The following is a 14,818-nucleotide window of genomic DNA, read 5'->3' on the forward strand; positions in this document are numbered from 1 at the left end:
ACCCCCGCCCCCCCGAGACGTAATCGCGGCCAAAACAGCAAACAAACCAGGGGGCCAAGCTGGCAGTGGCGGGGGGGGTTTCCATTCGCAACAACCGCCGCGACGCAATTGACGCCGTGCGCAAGCAGGAGAAAAACGGCGAGATCTCCGAAGACGAGTCCAAGAGTCGGCAAGAAGAGATCCAAAAGTTGACCGACCGCTACATCAAAAAGATTGATGAGCTGCTGGCGGAAAAAGAAAAGGAGCTGACTACAATCTAAACGCCCCTCTCTGTGGGCCTATGCCAGCAAGGCGCTGCTGCCATCATGGATCTCATCCTGTGTCACCAGTCGGCGGACTTCGACACCTTGGGAGCGGCGGTGGGCGCAGCACGGCTGTATCCAGGCGCCCGCATTGCCCTAGCTGGCGGATCCCTGCCGGGAGTACAGGAGTTCTTGGCCCTCTACCGGGACGAGTTTCCCCTCATCGAGCTGCGCTCGGTGGATCCCCGACAGGTCCAGCGCTGGATCTTGGTGGATTGTTACGATCCGGATCGCCTCGGTAAGGCTGCGGCCTGGCTGAGCGTTCCTGGGGCGAAGATTGAGATTTTCGACCACCACCTGCCTGCCACCTCGCTGGAGGAGGTATGGCCGCAGCAGCAGGTCAGCGCTCACATTGAAGCCGTGGGCTCCACCTGTACCCTCCTCGTGGAGCGGCTGCAGGCGGCCGGGATCCGCCTCAGTCCGTTTGAGCGGCTGGCCCTGGCCTTGGGCATTCACGTGGACACGGGATCCCTGACGTTCCCGGAGACCACCGCCCGCGACGGTGCTGCCCTCACCTGGCTGTTGCAGCAGGGGGTGAACCTGGTGCTGTTGCGGCGCTTTTTGGGGGACGGCCTCACCCCGCCGATGCAGGAGCTGCTTGGCCAGGGGCTTGCCCAGATCCAGGTAGAGACGGTGGGGGAGTACCGCTTGGGAACGTGGCTGCTGGATCTGCCGGAGTTTGTGCCTGGCCTGGCCGGCCTGGTGATGCGGCTGATGGAGCTGACGGGGGTGGACGTGCTGCTCTTGGTGGCGCGGCAGGGGGAGCGGCTCAGCCTCATTGGGCGGGCGCGGCAGGAGTTTGCCCAACTGGGCCAGGTGATGGCCCGCTACGGCGGCGGCGGCCACGACTGCGCGGCGGCAGCCACGCTGAAAGCCTCCCCGGGCCGGCCCTTGCCCGATCCAGCCCAGGTGCTGGCCGACCTCAGGCAGGCAGTTAAAGAGCGGATCCCGCCGCCGGTGACCGCTAAGGATCTGATGTCCTCGCCGGTGCGCACCATCCGACCGGAGGTGACCATCCAGGAGGCCCAGCGGGTGCTGCTGCGCTATGGCCACTCCGGCCTGGTGGTAGTGGATGCCCAGGGCTGCCTGGTGGGGGTGATCTCGCGGCGGGACATTGACATTGCCCTGCACCACGGCTTTGGCCATGCCCCTGTCAAGGGCTACATGACCACGGAGGTCAAGACCCTCTCCCCCGATACTCCGCTGGCGGAGATCCAACGGCTGATGGTGCAGTGGGACATTGGCCGTCTGCCCGTGCTTCAGGATGGCCAGTTGGTGGGCATCGTTACCCGCACCGACGTGTTGCGGCACCTGCACGAGCTGCCGGCTCTCTCGCCCCGGTTGGCCGCTCCTGAGCTTTCCTGCCCCCTGGATCTCTCCTTTCCGGCCCTGTCGCCGCAGCACCGCCGCTTGCTGGAGGTGGCGGCCCGCCTTGCCGACGAAAAGGGTCTGCGGCTGTATCTGGTGGGGGGAGCGGTGCGGGATCTGCTGCTGCACCAGTGGGGTCGGCAGCCTCCCTCTTGCCTGGAACGGCTGGACCTGGACTTGGTGGTGGATGGGCCTTACCCCTCAACCTCCCCCGGGACGGATCCGCCAGGCTGGGGGTTGATCCTGGGGAAAGCCCTCAAGCAGCACTTCCCGGAGGCGCGCTTGGAGATCCACGGCAAGTTCCAAACCGCCGCCCTGATCTGGCCAGGGGGCTTCTGTGTGGATATTGCCAGCGCCCGCACGGAGTTTTACCCCTACCCCGCTTCGCCCCCTGAGGTGGCCATGGGATCCATCCACCAGGATCTCTACCGACGAGACTTTTCCATCAATGCTTTGGCCCTGCGCCTCAACGGCCCCCAGCGGGGTCAGTTGCTGGATTTTTTCGGGGGGCAAGCCGATTTGCAAAAGGGGATCATCCGCGCCTTGCACCCCAACAGCTTCATCGAGGATCCCACCCGCATCTACCGGGCAGTGCGCTTTGCCGTGCACCTGGGCTTTAGGCTAGACCCGGCGACGGAAGAGTGGATCCGCGCCGCGGTAGCTAGCGGCCTTCACGACGCTGTCGGCGGGGAGCGCCTCAAGCAGGAGCTGGCCTACATCCTCCGCTCCCGCGACTGGCCCTTGGCCTTTGAGCGGCTCTCGACGTGGGGAGCCCTACGCTGCATTCATCCCAATTTAACCTGGGAGCCCTCCCTGTACCGGCGGCTACAGCGGGTGGGCCGCTGGGCCTCTCACTTCCGCCGCCGCTACCCTGAGCTGGGATCCCAGGAGATCTGGCAACTGCGCCTGGAAGCCCTGCTTCTGGCGCTGCCCCAGGCGCCCCAGGTGGCCAGCCAGCTCCACCTCACCCAGGCAGGCATCGAACGCCTCCGCCATTTCCCCTCCTACCAAGCCCTGCTGGCGCAACTGGAGAGTGGATCCCTCTCCCCGGCTCAGGTGGTGCAGCTACTGCAGAAGCTGCGCATCCCGGCGCTAATCCTGTTGGCTGGGCTTGCCAACAAGCCAGCGCGGCGGCTGATCTGGCGCTACCTGCAGGAGTGGCACTGGGTAAAGCCGCCTCTCAACGGCCACGATCTGCGTCGCCTGGGCTATAGGCCAGGCCCTCTGTTTCAGGAGATTCTGGATTGCCTGCGCTACCTTACCCTCAATGGCAAGCTCTCCACCCGCGCTGAGGCAGAAGCCTGGCTACGGGAACACTACCCTCTCAATCCCAAAGCCTCCAGAGAAGGGCCAGCCCCACCCCTAGACCGCTCCACACTCCCAAAACCTGTCGCAGCAACTGCAAACTTTCCCGCACCACCTGAGGGCTCAAGGGGCGAGCCGGGATCCCCAACTTCGGCTTAACCTTGGGGACGCCGCGGTAGAAGTTGGTGCCTCCCAACTGAATCTGCAGCCGCCAGGCAAAGGCCGCCTCGCTCCAGCCCGAATTGGGGCTGGGGTCTGCCTGACCGTCGCGGCGACAGCGCTGCCAAAACTCCCAGGGATCCCCGCCGAGCAGCGCCAGCGTCAGTACCGTCAGCCGGCAGGGTAGCCAGGTCAGGACGTCCTCGCAGCGGGCTGGCACTGTGCCCAGGTAGGTAAAGGGGGCATGGCGATAGCCCACCATGGAGTCCAGCGTGCTGCTGGCCTTGTAGGCCAAAGCCAGCGGCGCTCCCCCCAGAAAGGCGTAGAACAAAGGGGCCGTTGCCCCGTCAGGGGTATTCTCTGCCACGGTCTCGATCACCGCCCGCAAGATCTCTGGCTCCGTCAGGTGCTCCGTATCCCGGCCTACGTAGCGGCTAAGGCGTTGGCGGGCTTGGGGCAGATCCCCCTTTTCCAGAGAATCCAACACTTCCAAGGCGGCAAAGCGCAGGCTGCGCCCCCCTAGACAACTGGCCATCAATATGCTCTGCATCAGGATCCCTGCCCAGGGGTGAAGAGCCTGGGCGATGGCAATCAGACTCCAGCCCGCCGCGTAGGAGCCCGCCACCAGCGCCAAGGTGAGCATTGCCCCGCCCCAGCGCTGGGCTGAGGGAGTTAGGCAGTGCTGGAGGATATAGCCTTGGCCCCAGGCAATCACCGCCCCCATGACCCGCACTGGGTGAGGCCACCCCCAGGGATCTGCCAGCAGGTAGTCCAGGGCCAAAGCCATCGCCAGCACCAGCGGGGCCGTTGGCTGAGCGGGGAAAAACAGCCAAGCTTCAGACCACAAACTTTCCCTCCTGGCTTTGGGCTGCCTGCCAACTGCGGGCGTCAAAATACAAATCTTCCAGGGTAGTTTCCTCCAACACCTGCCGCACTCGCTGGGCAATCCGTGCCCAGAGGGCCGCCGTTACCCAGTCCGCTCCCGCGCCAGCGCTTTCTTGAGGAGCTCTTGCCCCCTCCGAGCTGTTGGTGCGGAGATCCAAGGACTCCCCCACCGCCGCCAAAATGGCGCTAATGGGGATTCGCCGCGGCGGCCGTGCCAGCCGATAGCCCCCCTGCGCCCCTCGCTGGGAGCAGACCAAGCCAGCTTGGCGTAGCTCTATCAGCAGCTTTTCCAAGTAGGGGGCCGGGATCTGCTGTCGCTCGGCAATCGCCCGCACCGACGCCCTCTGGCCCTTGCTAAGCATCGCCAGATCCAGCAAAGCCTTGATGCTGTAGGTGGCTCGCGTCGTCAGGCGCACCGGCAGTCTCTTCTCCCTTTTCCCCTCGATCCTGTCACAGGCAGCTAGCCTGGAGATCTCAGGATCCCCTTAGCCTTAAGGCTTGGCCATGGAGCGCCCTGGCGCCGTCCTTTACTTAGTGGCCACTCCCATTGGCAACCGCGAAGATATCACCCTGCGGGCCCTGCGAGTTTTGCAGGAGGTGGACTGGGTGGCGGCAGAAGACACCCGCCACTCCGGCCAGCTGCTTAGCCACTTTCAAATCTCCGCTCGCCTCATGAGCTACCACGAGCACAATGCAAGCCGGCGGATCCCGCAAATCCTCAAGTACCTGGCAGCAGGGCAGTCGGTGGCCCTCATCAGCGATGCCGGCACACCTGCTCTTTCCGATCCAGGCCAGGAGCTGGTGCGCGCCTGTATCCAAGCTGGGATACCGGTGATCCCAATACCTGGCCCTGTGGCGGCGGTGGCCGCGTTGACAGCTTCGGGCTTGCCCACCGACCGATTTGTCTTCGAGGGCTTTTTGCCCCTCAAGCCCCGTCAGCGCCAGGCACGCCTGCAGCAACTGGCCCAGGAAGAGCGCACCATCGTCCTCTACGAAGCCCCCCACCGCCTGCAGCGGACTTTGCAGGATCTCCTCGTGCACTGCGGCCCTCAGCGGCAGATCGTGCTGGCCCGCGAGCTCACCAAATGGCACGAGTCCTTTTGGCGGGGATCCCTGGCCGCTGCTCTGGAGCACTGCCTAGCCCAGCCGCCGCGGGGAGAATTTACCCTGGTTTTGGAGGGACGGCCTTGCTCAGAAAAAGCCGAGGAGCTCTCCCCTTCCGAAGCAGAAGTGCGCCAGGAGCTGGCTCGCCTGCTGGCTAAGGGCCTGTCCCGCTCCGCTGCCAGCCGGCAACTGGCCCAGCGTCTGCAGGGATCCCCCCTCTGGACGCGGCGCCGCCTTTACCAGCTCTCCTTGCAGTTGGAGCCCCTTCCCAGCGGGGATCCTGACGACGAGGCGGAATCCCTGGGGTAGGGGACTACCTGGACTTGAGCTTCTCGGCCTTCTCGATGGCCTCCTCGATGGTGCCCACCAGGTAGAAGGCCTGCTCTGGCAGATGGTCCAGCTCTCCCGAGAGGATGCGCTGGAAGCCCTTGATGGTATCCTCCAACTTCACATACTTGCCAGGCGAGCCGGTGAACACTTCCGCCACGAAGAAGGGCTGCGACAGGAAGCGCTCGATGCGGCGGGCACGGGCCACCACCAGCTTGTCTTCTTCAGAGAGCTCGTCCAGGCCCAAAATGGCGATGATGTCTTGCAGCTCCTTGTAGCGCTGCAGCGTCTGCTTCACGGCCCGGGCGGTGTTGTAGTGCTCTTCCCCCACAATGTCTGCCTGCAGGATGGTGGACGAAGACTCCAGGGGATCCACGGCTGGGTAGATGCCCTTGGCCGCCAAGCTGCGCGACAGCACCACGGTCGAATCCAGGTGGGCAAACGTCGTCGCCGGTGCCGGATCGGTCAGGTCGTCGGCAGGTACATACACTGCCTGCACGGAAGTGATGGATCCCTGCTTGGTGGAAGTAATCCGCTCCTGCAGGTTGCCCATTTCCGTGGCCAAGGTGGGCTGGTAACCCACCGCCGAGGGCATGCGGCCTAGGAGCGCCGACACTTCCGAGCCGGCCTGCACAAAGCGGAAGATGTTGTCGATAAACAACAGGACGTCTTGCTTGTTGACGTCGCGGAAGTACTCGGCCATCGTCAGAGCAGTGAGGCCTACCCGCATGCGGGCACCTGGCGGCTCGTTCATCTGGCCGTAGACCAGCGCCACCTTACTCAGCACCCCAGACTCCTTCATTTCGTTGTAGAGATCGTTCCCCTCGCGGGTGCGCTCTCCCACCCCAGCAAACACCGACAGGCCGGAGTGCTCCTCGGCAATGTTGTGGATGAGCTCCTGGATCAGCACCGTCTTGCCTACGCCGGCACCCCCAAACAGACCCACCTTGCCGCCCTTTTTGAAGGGAGCCAGCAGGTCGATTACCTTAATGCCAGTTTCAAAGGGCTCCGGCTTGACCGTCAGCTCCACCAGGGGCGGGGCACTGCGGTGGATGGGGGCGAACTCCTTAGCTTGTACCGGCCCTCCCTGATCCACCGGCTCTCCCAGCACGTTGAAAATGCGGCCCAGGGTGGCCTCGCCCACCGGCACGGTAATTGGGGCGCCTGTATCCACCACCGGCATACCCCGCACCAGCCCATCGGTGGAGGACATGGCCACGGCCCGCACGCGGTTATCCCCCAAAAGCTGCTGGACTTCGCAGGTAACTTTGACCTTCAGGCCACTTTCGGTTGTGGCCTCCACCTTAAGGGCATTGTAGATTTGAGGGAGTTTGCCGCTGGGAAACTCAACGTCAACAACTGGTCCAATGACTTGGGTAATGTAGCCAACGTTAGCTGCAGTGGCAGTAACCATGTTGGGGTTTAGCTCCTTGTTTGCTCAGGTGTCAAAACGTCAGCGGATCCCGGCAGGGAAAGCCGGGGACGGCTTCGTTGTAGGACTTGGTTTCACTGCTAGGATCAGCCTACCACTCTATTGCCCACCCGCTGGCAAACTGGCTCAGTACTCAAAGGTCATGGATAGAAAGCGCGAGGGAGAAAAGCCGAAAGGGCTGGGCTTTGGGGAAGAAACGGGATTTCGAAAAGCCTCTGCTGCCTGCTGAAAATGCTGCAGCGCTTGTTCAATTTCCTGAAGCCGTGCCTGAATTTGCTCTTGCCGTTCCTGGAGAAACTCCAGTTCCTGATTAAGCCGCTGCTTTTCCGCTGAGAGCTGCTGCATCTCGGCATAGAGGGCAGATTCAGCTTTGCGGCGAGGGATCGAGCGCAACTTGGGCCGAGGTCGGGAGCGGGGCAGGCGAGGCAAGCTCATCGCAAGAGGTCTCAAGGGCATGTGCTTATCCTAGCGCGGTTTTGAAAAGAAGAAGGAGCTGTGTTCTTGGCAGCAACTGTCTCCCCCAGTAGGATCCGACTTGTCTAGTGGAGGAAAGGCAATGGTTGAGAGCGCAACGGAACTGCTGCAGCGCTACGGCAAGGGCGAGCGCGATTTCAGCAACAGCCAACTGCCAGGAGCTGACTTGGCTGGCGCGGATCTAGCCGGGATTGATCTGGGGGGAGCCCTCCTCCAGCAGGCCAAGCTAGCTGGTGCTAACCTGGAGCGGGCCTACCTCAGCGGCGCCGATCTCAGCCAAGCTGACCTCCAGGGATCCAACCTGCGCCTAGCCAACCTGGAGAAAGCCAAGTTGCCGGGAGCCCAACTTCAAAAAGCCAACTTGCGCGGCGCTAACCTCAGCCAAGCCGACCTCAGTGGCGCCGACCTCAGCCAGGCCGACCTAGCGGGGGCCAACCTCAGCGATGCCAACCTCAAAGGGGCCAAGCTCAGCGGCTGCAAACTCAAACTGGCCAACCTGCGCGGAGCCTGCTACGACGCCGCCACCCAACTGGAAGTAGCTACTGAGGAACTGGGCATGGTTTTTGCCTAGTCCTCCTGCGGCTCCAACTCCAAAATCTCCTCGATCTCAGCGTCCGTGTAGCCCACTGCCCGCAACTTCTCCGCCACGACCTCAATTTCCTGGGCTGCCAAATTGTGCTGGCGCACCCGCTCCCAAAGATTGGCCGCAGTCTGGAGCAACAAGCGACGGCTTTCTACCTCGAACAGTTCAAAAGCCGTTGCCAGCTCGATAGCCTGCAACACCTCCTCAGCGCTGTCAATGGGCTGATCCAGGGACTGTTCCTCCAGCTCCACCAGCAGCTGGCGCAGCCGCTCTAGGCCATCCCCAAGGGCAGACATCCTCTTGGCTCCCTCTCCCCTCCCCTGCTGCCTAAGTACCCACCCTAGCAGGCTTGTCTCTCCCAACGAAAGGGATGCGACCCATCCTGTTCCAGCTAGGGCTATCCTGAGTAGAGTAACCCTAGACCAGCAAGCGCTAGGATTATGGCACAGCTAGCAAAGGGATCCCGGCGCTCGACAGCCCATCAAGGAGATGCACGAGTATGGCCCCAGCAAACGTTTCCCTCCCAGCCAATGCCAGCGACACGACCCTAGACTACAGCAGCCCCGCGTATCGGCAGGCCTACTCTCGCATCAACGGCATTGTCATTGAAGGCGAACAGGAAGCCCACGACAATTACCTCCGCTTGGCCGAAATGTTGCCGGCAGCAGCAGAGGAGCTGCGCAAGCTGGCCAAGATGGAACTGCGCCACATGAAGGGCTTCCAAGCCTGCGGCAAGAACCTGAAGGTAGAACCGGACAGGGAGTTTGCCCGTGCCTTCTTTGCCCCCTTGCGGGACAATTTCCAAAAAGCGGCAGTAGCTGCAGACCTGGTGACTTGCTTGGTCATTCAGTCGCTAATCATCGAGTGCTTTGCCATTGCCGCCTACAACATCTACATCCCGGTTGCCGATGAGTTTGCCCGCAAGATTACCGAAGGGGTAGTTCAGGACGAGTATCTCCACCTCAACTTTGGGGAGCGCTGGCTGGGCGAGCACTTTGCCGAGGTCAAAACCCAAATTGAAACGGCCAACGCCCAAAACCTGCCCCTGGTCTGGAAGATGCTGCAGCAGGTGAATGAAGACATAGAAGCTATCTACATGGATCGCGAGGCCATTGTGGAAGACTTCCTCATTGCCTATGGCGAAGCGCTGGCCAACATTGGCTTTAACACGCGCGAGGTGATGCGCTTGTCAGCCCAGGGGCTGCGGGCTGCCTAACCTCCTCCCGCTTGTTGGGGATTCCTGGCTGAGCTGCAGCACTTTCTATCCTCCTTGAGGGGATCCGGAGAGGATCCGCAAGCTACGTGAGTGAGCCTCTATGTTTGGCCTGATTGGGCACTTGACTAGCCTGGCCCATGCAAAGCAAGTGGCAGACAAGCTGGGGTATGCCGAATATGCAGAAGGTGACCTGGACTTTTGGTGCATGGCTCCACCTCAGGTGGTGGACGAGATTGTAGTTACCAGCATCACTGGCCAGAAAATTTATGGTCAGTACGTCGAATCCTGTTTCCTGCCGGAAATGCTGGCCAGCGGTCGGGTCAAAGCCGCCTGTCGCAAGGTTTTAAACGCGATGGCTTTAGCCCAGCGGCGAGGCCTTGATATCACTGCCCTGGGCGGGTTTAGTAGCATTATCTTTGAGAATTTTCGCCTCGAAACCCTCAAGCGGGTGCGCAACGTCGACCTGGAGATCCGACGCTTCACCACTGGCAACACCCACACCGCTTACATCATTTGTCAACAATTACAGGCGGCAGCCCAGCGCTACGCTATGGACTTGGCCGCTGCCACCGTTGCCGTGGTGGGAGCTACCGGCGATATTGGCAGTGCCGTTTGCCAGTGGCTGGTGAACCGCACTTCAGTGGCCAAGCTGTTGCTTATAGCCCGCGAGCGGCGACGCCTAGAAGAGCTGCAGGCCAAGCTTAAAAAAGGAGAGATCTGTTCCCTGGAAGAGGCCTTGCCCCATGCCGATTTCATCGTCTGGGTGGCCAGCCTGAGCCAGGGGGTAACCCTTGATCCACAGGTGTTGCCGGATCCCTGCGTCATCATCGACGGTGGCTATCCAAAAAACATTGCCTCCCAGTTGCAGCGCAAGGGGCTATATGTCATCGACGGCGGCATGGTGGAGCACTCGCTGGATATTGAGTGGACTATCATGCAGTTCTTGAATGTGGCCAACCCTGCCCGTCACCTCTTTGCCTGCTTTGCCGAGTCAATGCTGCTGGAGTTTGAGGGCCTGCACACCAATTTCAGTTGGGGCCGCAACCTGATTACCCTGGAGAAACTAGATCTCATCGGGGAATTGTCTCGTAAGCACGGCTTCCGTCCCCTCATGCCGGCAGCTTAGGTTCAAAGACAGCTGCGGGAGCGCTTCTATAAACTCCCCCGCCGGTTAGAGGTTGGCAAACCAACCACCCTCCTGCGCCGGTTTACGGAAGCTCCAAGCAAGGCAATTATCTTGGCTGCGTTGCAGCCCACATCCGCTCTGAAAGACTCATACAACCCCGGACAAAAGCGGACTTTTGCTCCAGGTTGAGGCTTTCTTCCTGCTTCCGTGACATATAGCTAGCAGCAGAGTTCACCTCCACGACCCCACTAGAGGGATCTCCCCAGGCGTCACTTCCCGTCGAGCTGACGGTAGCTGCTCCTTGCTCTGGTTCGAGCACACAGGCTCAAGACAGAGCCAACTTTAGCCTAGGCAAAAGGCCTACCAGAGGAAATGTACCTGCCGGCCTAGCTAATCCACGTGAAGGCAGAAGGTGCGTTGGCGAGGTTGCCCATTGTGCCACAAAGCGGCATTTTTGACTGCCTCTCGCCTGGATGGCTATTTTCTCCCAGCCCCCTCCCAGGAAGAGAAGGGAGTCAGCTGACGGGGCAGCAACTGCTACTGGCATTGGCTCTGGCAGCAGCTGTAGGGGGTGTTTTACTGCCGCCAGCTTGCCAGTGCTGGGCCGGATCCCCAAACTCAGGCAAGCGAGGCTTACTCTTCTTCCTCCTCCTCCGGCTCGTCGACAGGGGTGGAGTCGTCGATGAGTTGGTCGTCCTCCAGGACCACGCGGCGTGGCACCGTCGGCAGCACGGCTGGAGGTTCTTCCTCCTCAGGAGGCTCCGGCTCTGGAGCCATCTCCTGGTAGGTGATAAAGCCTGTGCCTGCCGGGATCAGGCGGCCAATGATGACGTTCTCCTTCAGACCCCGCAGCCAGTCGGATCTGCCCTCGATGGCTGCCTCGGTGAGCACCCGCGTGGTTTCCTGGAAGCTAGCTGCCGAGATGAAGCTGTCGGTATTCAAGCTGGCCTTGGTGATCCCCAAGAGGACAGGTGTGTACTTGGCCGGCGCCCCGCCACTGACGGCTAGGGAGGCATTCTCTTGCTGGATCTGCCGCAGCTCTACCAGCTCACCCGGCAGCAAGACGGTGTCACCGCTGTCGTCCACCCGCACCTTGGAGGTCATCTGGCGTACCACAATCTCAATGTGCTTGTCCGCAATCTCCACCCCCTGCGAGCGGTAGACGTTCTGGACCTCGTTGACGAGGAAGCGCTGCACCTCCCGTAGGGCTAGCCGCGCCGCTTGGTCGTCTCCCAGGGTCTGGCGGTAGTACTCGAAGTAGATCTCCAAAAGGTCATGGGGGTTGGCAGGGCCGTCAGTCAGGGGATCCCCTACCCCCACCGACTGGCCGTCCACCACCACCAAGCTCTGCCCTGGCAGCACGGCATAGGAAGTAACCGTGCCATCGGCTTCAATGACCTTGAGATCCGGCTCTTCTCCCTGCCAGCTTAGCTGCACGGTGCCGGGTCGCTTGGCCAAGACACACATTTCCTTGGGTTTGCGAGCCTCCAGCAGCTCCTCCACCCGCGGCAGCCCCTGGATGATGTCGCCGGTCTTGGCCCGCTCGAAGATTAGGATAGCTAGGGCATCCCCCCGCTGAACCAGATCTCCATCTCGCACCTGGAGGATGGCACCTGCCGAAACCAGGTAGGGTCGCGCCCGCCGCAGCACCAGGTGATCCTTTGCAATTTGCATCACTTGTCCCGACTCGGGAGCAGGGATCCCCGGCGCCAGTTCTTCTCCAGCTCGCACTAGCGCTCCCACCTCGACGCTGGCTGGCCCGTCTAAGGGTACCGTCAGCAGATCGTCGTCGGTAATCACCAGCACCCGCTGCACCACCTCGGTGCCCTCGCGGATCCCTTGCACAATCCCAGCTTTTTTGGCCTGGATCTCGGTGCGGGCGATAACCCCCCCTCTGCCGACGGTGTCTCCTTGGTTAACCAACAGCCGGGTGTGGGTACTCCCCTGAGTTAGATCTGCCTCTACATCGCGGCGCAGCAGCAAGGTTTCCAGAATCACCAGTTGCAGGCGGCGGATACTGGGATCCTTCTCATCCTGGATGAGCTCAATATCGGCCTTGAGCTGCGGCGCGTCAGTATCGATCTCCAGCACCAGTTGCGTGCGCAGCAATTCCACCGGGCCCACCGACTTAACCCGCTCCCCATCCTTGAAGGGAACCCGCTGGACAGCCCGCAGGCGAATGGAGCGACCGGACTCGCTCGTAGACTCCTGGGTGGGCACCACCGGTCGGTCGGGGATTTCATACTCATACACCGGGCGCAGCAGGATGCCGGGTCCTTCGGGAGTTTCCACCTGCTCCAGATAGACCAGTCGGTCAGGGACAATGCTGCTGAGCAGCTTTTGACCCGGCTGGATGAAGGTACCGGTGGGAATTTCCAGATCAGCGGGATCCTCCACCAGATGCAGGGATCCAGGCTTGATGACGATCTCCCGGAGGATGTCGTTTTTCTGGATAACCTCGACAACACCGGCATTTTGGCAGAAGATGTCCTTCACTACCTCGGTGCCGGCTTCCACGTACTGGCCATCTTCCACATTGAGGAGGGAGATGTCCTTGTTCACCTCATGGGTCTCCTCCGGGATCCACAGCAGGGTGCCGCCGCGGATGACTTCGTAGCCCTGCTTTGCTCTGCCCCGCCGGGCTACCTCAACGCCAGCAAACTTTGCCAAGCCTCCCGTGGGGCTGCGGAAGTGGTTGTCGATGAGCTCCGCCACCACCTCGTCGTTGCCCACCTTGGTACCTGGTGTAGCCTTGAGAACAAAAGTCTGGCCGCTGGGCGTGTCCAGCAAAAATTGCTCTCGGCCTTGGTGAGATTCCACCCGCACCCGCGCCTCGTGGAGCACCACCGCCGCATTGATGATCTCCACCTCCCGTCCGCCTTTGATGTCGCTGCGCTCTGGCAGGCGCACGATGCCACCGTGCTCGGTGACCAGCAAGGTTTGGGCGATGACATCCCCCGGCTGCACCCGATCCCCGTTTTTGACCACTGGCTCAGCGCCGGGAGGCAGGTTGTACACTTGGCCAGACAGGACCCAGATCAGCCCTTGCCGCTGGGCAGTAGAGGTGGTGTTGCCCTGGCGGTCGGCTTTCTCCTCGATGAGCAGGTCGGTAAAGCGAATTTCCCCTGCCAGATCGGCCACCACTTCCTTCTGGGCTTTCTCGGTGCTCTTGCGCACCGCTTTGGCTACAGCCACTTCCGCAATTAACTGATCCCGCTGCACCAGGGCCCCATCTCGCACCAGCAGGGTGGATCCCTGGGTCAGGTCGAAGACTTCCCGCTGTCCCTCTGGCCCTTCCAGAACGATTTGGTTGTTGACCTCCACCTGCAGGGCATCGTCGCCGTGGCGGGTGCGGAAGGGGCGGGTGCGCAGGTTTTTCGGGAAGCGCACTACCCCGGCAAAGGGGGCGCGAATTTGGCGAGCCACCTCCCCTGTAAACACCCCTCCCGTGTGGAAGGTGCGCATGGTCAACTGCGTGCCCGGCTCTCCAATCGATTGGGCGGCAATGATCCCGACCGCCTCCCCCAGATCCACCAGCCGAGAGTGGGCCAGGCTCCAGCCGTAGCACATGCGGCACACCGAGCGGTTGGCTTCACAGGTAAGGGGAGAACGCACCATTACCTGCTGGATGCCCGCCTCCACAATGGTTTTGGCCAAGTCGTGATCTACCTCTTGGTTGCGGCGGGCCAGGATCTCCTGGGTTTGCGGATGCACTACATCTTGGGCCAGCACCCGCCCTACCAGGCGCTCCTCCAGCGGCACAACGACTTTATCGCCATCCATCAAGGCCAGGAGCGGGATCCCTTGGTCCGTGCCGCAGTCGGCCTCTCGCACAATCACGTCCTGGCAGACATCCACCAGGCGGCGGGTGAGGTAGCCGGAGTCGGCAGTCCGCAGCGCCGTGTCCACCAGGCCCTTGCGCGCGCCGTAGGAGGAGATGATGTATTCGGTCACGGTTAAGCCCTCGCGGAAATTGGCCTTGATGGGCAGGTCGATGATCTCCCCCTGCGGATTGGCCATCAGGCCGCGCATGCCCACCAACTGCCGCACTTGCGAGACGTTCCCCCTTGCCCCCGAGTGGGCCATCATGTAGACGGAGTTGAGGGGATCGTTCTGGCGGAAGTTGTTGAGCATTTCCTCCTTAATTTGCTCATTGACTTGGTTCCAAGTGTCGATGACCTTTTGGTAGCGCTCCACCTCGGTAATCTCGCCGCGGATAAAGCGCTCTGTGGCCGCCTCGATCTCCGCCTCTGCCTGGGCCAAGAGCTGCCGCTTGCTGGGCGGAATGCGCAGGTCTTCAATGCTGATGGAGACGGCAGCTTGGGTGGCGTACCTGAAGCCCAGGGTCTTCAGGGCATCCGCCATCTGCGCTGTGCGGGCAGTGCCGTAGCGGGCAAAAGCCCAGGCAATGAGGTTGTGCAGCTCTTTCTTGCCGATTTGATAGTTGCGAAAGGGAATAGGAGGCGGGGTCTCGGCCTTAGAGCTAGAGGCAGGCTGCCACCGCAGGCTGGGGGAAATTTGTCCTTTTTCGCTCATG

The 14,818-nt window shown here is 61.7% G+C and carries 10 protein-coding genes and 2 pseudogenes; 6 read left to right on the forward strand and 6 right to left on the reverse strand.

The window, feature by feature from the left end; genetic code table 11:
- Positions 1–26: 26 nt before the first annotated feature.
- Positions 27–260 (forward strand): annotated as a pseudogene (locus NW833_RS06205) (ribosome recycling factor); the annotation flags it as partial.
- A gap of 45 nt (positions 261–305) precedes the next feature.
- Positions 306–3,020: pseudogene (locus NW833_RS06210) on the forward strand (CBS domain-containing protein); the annotation flags it as partial.
- Here NW833_RS06210 and cbiB read toward each other — a convergent pair.
- Entirely contained in the window at positions 2,995–3,921 is a 927-nt protein-coding gene (gene cbiB / locus NW833_RS06215; protein ID WP_414396108.1) for an adenosylcobinamide-phosphate synthase CbiB, read from the reverse strand. The pseudogene NW833_RS06210 and the gene cbiB sit on opposite strands and share 26 nt — an antisense overlap.
- 49 nt (positions 3,922–3,970) lie before the next feature.
- Positions 3,971–4,435, reverse strand: coding sequence for an RrF2 family transcriptional regulator (locus NW833_RS06220; RefSeq protein ID WP_414395941.1), 465 nt, complete (start codon positions 4,433–4,435; stop codon positions 3,971–3,973).
- A gap of 88 nt (positions 4,436–4,523) precedes the next feature.
- Here NW833_RS06220 and rsmI point away from each other — a divergent pair, with 88 nt between their 5' ends.
- Positions 4,524–5,432, forward strand: a complete 909-nt coding sequence (gene rsmI, locus NW833_RS06225) for a 16S rRNA (cytidine(1402)-2'-O)-methyltransferase (protein ID WP_414405155.1) — start codon at positions 4,524–4,526, stop codon at positions 5,430–5,432.
- Positions 5,433–5,436: 4 nt separating this feature from the next.
- Here rsmI and atpD read toward each other — a convergent pair whose 3' ends face one another.
- Entirely contained in the window at positions 5,437–6,864 is a 1,428-nt protein-coding gene (gene atpD, locus NW833_RS06230) for a F0F1 ATP synthase subunit beta (protein ID WP_414411903.1), read from the reverse strand.
- A gap of 144 nt (positions 6,865–7,008) precedes the next feature.
- Complete coding sequence (locus NW833_RS06235) at positions 7,009–7,317, reverse strand: gas vesicle protein GvpV (protein ID WP_414395947.1); 309 nt, start codon at positions 7,315–7,317, stop codon at positions 7,009–7,011.
- A 121-nt stretch (positions 7,318–7,438) separates the two neighbouring features.
- Between NW833_RS06235 and NW833_RS06240 the strand changes: the two genes are divergently transcribed.
- On the forward strand, positions 7,439–7,927 hold the full coding sequence (locus NW833_RS06240) for a pentapeptide repeat-containing protein (protein WP_414395949.1): 489 nt from the start codon (positions 7,439–7,441) through the stop codon (positions 7,925–7,927).
- Here the strand turns inward: NW833_RS06240 and NW833_RS06245 are convergent.
- A complete protein-coding gene (locus NW833_RS06245; protein ID WP_414395950.1) occupies positions 7,924–8,235 on the reverse strand; it encodes a hypothetical protein in 312 nt (103 codons plus the stop codon). The genes NW833_RS06240 and NW833_RS06245 overlap by 4 nt on opposite strands.
- A 203-nt stretch (positions 8,236–8,438) precedes the next feature.
- Here NW833_RS06245 and NW833_RS06250 point away from each other — a divergent pair, with 203 nt between their 5' ends.
- Entirely contained in the window at positions 8,439–9,155 is a 717-nt protein-coding gene (locus NW833_RS06250; protein ID WP_414395952.1) for an aldehyde oxygenase (deformylating), read from the forward strand.
- Between the two features lie 100 nt (positions 9,156–9,255).
- Positions 9,256–10,281 (forward strand): long-chain acyl-[acyl-carrier-protein] reductase, encoded by a 1,026-nt coding sequence (locus NW833_RS06255; protein ID WP_414411904.1) that lies wholly within the window; start codon positions 9,256–9,258, stop codon positions 10,279–10,281.
- Between the two features lie 633 nt (positions 10,282–10,914).
- Here the strand turns inward: NW833_RS06255 and NW833_RS06260 are convergent.
- The gene (locus NW833_RS06260) at positions 10,915–14,817 is read right to left on the reverse strand and encodes a DNA-directed RNA polymerase subunit beta' (protein ID WP_414411905.1); all 3,903 of its coding nucleotides are present in this window, start codon (positions 14,815–14,817) and stop codon (positions 10,915–10,917) included.
- Position 14,818 lies beyond the last annotated feature (1 nt).

It is taken from the genome of Synechococcus sp. O70.1 (assembly GCF_047462215.1).
In the GTDB taxonomy this organism is placed as follows: domain Bacteria; phylum Cyanobacteriota; class Cyanobacteriia; order Thermostichales; family Thermostichaceae; genus Thermostichus.